We start from the raw sequence: 3,798 nt of genomic DNA on the forward strand, positions 1-3,798 counted from the left end.
CGTTAAGGTGCGGCGCAAGTGGCCCCGTAGCTCATCAGGATAGAGCGCGAGTTTCCTAAACTTGAGGCAGCAGGTTCGAGTCCTGCCGGGGTCACCACCACCTAAAAAAATCGCGGTTCAGTGGGCGACGATGGCGCAGACCGTTGCCTTCGTCGCCTTGGCCAGATCGGCGGGCGCCAGCACGATCTGCAAACCGCGCCGGCCGCCATTCACCACCATTTCCGGCAGCGCTTCGGCGCTCGCGTCGATGAAGGTCGGCAGCGGTTTCTTCTGGCCAAGCGGGCTGATGCCGCCGACCAGGAAGCCGGTGGTCTTTTCCGCCAGCGCCGGATCGGCCAGATCGGCCTTCTTCGCCTTCGCCGCCGCGGCGATGGCCTTCAGGTCCAGCTTGGCCGCGACCGGGATGACGGCGCAGGCCAGCGCCTTGGGCTCCAGCTGGACGATCAGGGTCTTGTAGACGATGGCGGGGTCGAGCCCGAGCGATTCGGCCGCGTGCAGGCCGATGGCGTCGGCCGACGGGTCGTACTCGTACTCCATCAGCCGGAAGGAGACGCCCGCCGCCTTCGCCGCATTGACCGCCGGGGTCACCTTCGCCGCCATGCTCCACACCGCTCACTGATAACTTGCGGCGGGAGCTTGGCAGGCGTTGCAAGGGGTGTAAAGCCCTCTCCCCGAAGGGGAGGAGCAGGATCCTCAGTCCATCCCGCGCGAGGACGGGTTGCCGATCATCGTCAGGAATTCGCGGCGGGTCGACGGGTCGGTGCGGAAGGCGCCCAGCATGCGGCTGGTCACCATGGTGACGCCGGTCTTGTGGACGCCGCGGGTGGTCATGCACTGGTGCTGCGCCTCGACCACGACGGCGACGCCCTCGGGCTGCAGCACCTCGTCGATGGTGTTGGCGATCTGCGCCGTCATCTTCTCCTGAATCTGCAGGCGCTTGCCATAGGCCTCGACCAGACGCGCCAGCTTGGAGATGCCGACGACGCGGCGGCGCGGCAGATAAGCGACATGGGCCTTGCCGATGATCGGCACCATGTGGTGCTCGCAATAGGACTCGACCCGGATGTCGCGCAGCACGACCATCTCGTCGTAGCCGTCGGTCTCCTCGAAGGTGCGCGACAGGATCTCCACCGGGTCGATGCCGTAGCCGGCGAAGAATTCCTCGTAGGAACGGACGACGCGGTCCGGGGTGCCGACCAGCCCTTCGCGCGTCGGGTCGTCGCCGGCCCAGCGGATCAGGGTGCGCACGGCTTCCTCCGCCTCGGCGCGGGACGGGCGGGCGGCAGCGTCCGGCCGGGACAGGCCGGGGCCGCGAAGCACGTTGTCGACCACCGGAGGCTTGGCGTGCGGGGTCTTGGTAGCCGTCACGGGAACATCCTTTCCATAACTGGGAAACACCCTGCCTGAACCGCCGGACACGGACCAACGGCTGTCGCGCAACACGCCCATCGTGTCTGGCATCACTCGTGTCTGGCGTCAGTACGGAGCCGATGCCTCGGTGGATCAACCGAACGGCCCGTATGACGAAAAGGAGCTATCTTTGAACGGAGTGGCGGCGCCTGCCTTTCCGTTTCCGCCCGATTTCTGTCGCAGGGCGCCATTCGGAAGTCCCTAGATAGGGCCCAACCTATAACATTCAAGCGATGGACAAAGTACTGCCAGCCATGCGGATTGTCAAATCCGCGTGTTAGTTTCTTCCATTATTCACATGCATTCTATTGTATTATTCGTTTACGTCCTGATCTTCCCGATCAGTTCAGCTGCATCGGCTGGTGCGGGCTGTCGAGCGAGAAGGCGGGGATCGTCACGTCGAAGGCACGGCCATCCTGTCCTTCCATGCCATAGGTGCCGGCCATGATGCCGGACGGCGTGCCGAGCGGGGTGCCGCTGGTGTACTCGAAGTGATCGCCCGGCTCCAGAACCGGCTGTTCGCCGACGACGCCGGGGCCCCGCACCTCCTGCACGCGGCCCATGGCGTCGGTGATGCGCCAGTGACGGGTGCGCAGCTGAACCGTCTCGTTGCCCTCATTCTCGATGCGGACGTGATAGGCCCAGACGAAGCGCCCCTCGGCCGGCGAGGACTGGTCCTCCAGGAACACGGGCTGGACGGTGACGCGGATGTCGTGGGTAAGGGCGGTGTACATGAGGGACGATCCGATGAACGGCCCGATGAACGGCGCCGGCCGAAATCGGGCCGGCGGCTGGGGGTTCCGGATAGCCGGGCGGCGCTGGACGACAGAATAAAGTCCCCCCTCCGCACTGTCCAGAACCGGTCCTGACAATCCTGCGACATGTACGCGCTGAGATGGATACAGTCATGCATCGCATCAGGGTCTCCACGGTCTTGCGACCGGGGGGCGACGATGATATATGCGCAAGTCCCAGCAACGGCCGAAGAGCCTTGTCCATGTCTCGTTCGCACGCCCTTCGCATCCGACGACGGAGCCTCGCACCGCGCATCGCGGTTGCGGCCGTCCTTGGGTCGCGTGCGAACGCCAAAGGCACATCGGGGACCTGACACCCCGGCCTTCCGGCGGCGGCGCGATCCGCCCTTCAGAAGCCTTCTGAGAAGACCTTCTTCCCGCCGGGAGCCCCACGCATGATCATCACCGTCGAAGAGCCCAAGCACGCCGCCGCCATCGAAGCCCTGCTGGACGCCTCCTTCGGTCCGGACCGCTTCACCAAGACCGCCTACCGGCTGCGCGACGGCGTCGACTCCATTCCCGCCCTGAACCTCGTCGCCGTCGAGCATGACGAGCATGGGCGCGAGGTGGTGGTGGGCACCATCCGCTACTGGCCGATCCTGGTCGGCGGCGCCACCCCGTCCATCCTGCTCGGTCCCATCGCGGTGGCGGCCCATCTGCAGGGCAGCGGGCTGGGCAGCAAGATGATCCGGATGAGCCTGAACAAGGCGGTGGCCCTGGGCCACAAGTCGGTGATCCTGGTCGGCGACGCCCCCTATTACGAGCGGTTCGGCTTCTCCCGTGCCCTGACGCTGGGCATGCAGATGCCGGGCCCGGTCGACATGAACCGGCTGCTGGGCCTGGAACTGGTCGAAGGCGCGCTGGCCGGTGCCGCCGGCATGATCGGCAAGCCGGAGCAGGCGGACGTGCAGGATATCGCCATCGGCGCCACCCCTGTGATGAGTTCGGTGCTGGCTGCCCCGGCTGCGAACGCGCCGGTCCTGACGGGAGACCCCCCCGTCCCTTTCAGCGCCCTGTTCAACCGGACGGCGGCGGAGCGACTTTGGACTGACCGGGTGCGCCGGACCGACTGGTTCTGGCGCGACGGCCTGCAGGCCGGGGCGGCGTGACCGGTCCGGACCATGGTCCGGACCATAATCCAGATCGCACAAAAGACCCTGTTTGCAATCGGGTGTGGGGCGAAGCGGGATTGACTCGATTCGTCCCGCACGCGATACCATCTTTTTCAGGAGCGACGCCGGACCGACGGCGTGCCGCGCGCCACGCAGCACCGTGAGCGCGCTATTCGTTTTTGTTCCAAGCGGAAGGGTGCGGGTTGACCAAAAAGCTCTTCATCAAGACACGGGGCTCCCAGATGAAAGTGTAGGAGTCCTCCCCGATGGCGGACGTCAAAGCAACGGGGGGATACCAACCAGTAGACGAACCGGAGGGCAGCCGACATGATGATCATGTACGCATGCCACATCCGTGAGAAGGTGGCCGAGAAGGTCTTCTGCGAGGTTGGGCCGGCTGCGCCAGATGAAGCAGGGCAAGGGGGAGGCCGAGGCCGTCGGCATGATACAAGTCGGTCACCGGACGAGTCGCCCAGGCCGAC

4 protein-coding genes and 1 tRNA gene are annotated in these 3,798 nt (G+C 65.7%); 2 read left to right on the forward strand and 3 right to left on the reverse strand.

Annotation, left to right across the window (positions count from 1 at the left end):
- Positions 1-20: 20 nt before the first annotated feature.
- A tRNA-Arg gene (locus I71_RS26980) sits at positions 21-97 on the forward strand.
- 20 nt (positions 98-117) lie between these two features.
- On the opposite strand, the gene ybaK is transcribed toward I71_RS26980, so the two are convergent.
- The 3 genes from ybaK to apaG all read right to left on the reverse strand — a co-directional run bounded on the left by ybaK (position 118) and on the right by apaG (position 2,144).
- Positions 118-600, reverse strand: coding sequence for a Cys-tRNA(Pro) deacylase (ybaK, locus tag I71_RS26985; protein ID WP_199902270.1), 483 nt, complete (start codon positions 598-600; stop codon positions 118-120).
- A 93-nt stretch (positions 601-693) separates the two neighbouring features.
- Positions 694-1,320, reverse strand: a complete 627-nt coding sequence (gene folE, locus I71_RS26990) for a GTP cyclohydrolase I FolE (protein WP_199902271.1) — start codon at positions 1,318-1,320, stop codon at positions 694-696.
- Between the two features lie 431 nt (positions 1,321-1,751).
- Positions 1,752-2,144: a Co2+/Mg2+ efflux protein ApaG gene (gene apaG / locus I71_RS26995; RefSeq protein ID WP_042701232.1), complete on the reverse strand. Its 393-nt coding sequence runs from the start codon at positions 2,142-2,144 to the stop codon at positions 1,752-1,754.
- Positions 2,145-2,599: 455 nt separating this feature from the next.
- Here apaG and I71_RS27000 point away from each other — a divergent pair, with 455 nt between their 5' ends.
- Entirely contained in the window at positions 2,600-3,313 is a 714-nt protein-coding gene (locus I71_RS27000) for a GNAT family N-acetyltransferase (RefSeq protein WP_042701234.1), read from the forward strand.
- The last annotated feature ends 485 nt before the right edge of the window (positions 3,314-3,798 follow it).

The sequence above is a fragment of the Azospirillum sp. B506 genome, from assembly GCF_000333595.1.
Classification (GTDB): domain Bacteria; phylum Pseudomonadota; class Alphaproteobacteria; order Azospirillales; family Azospirillaceae; genus Azospirillum.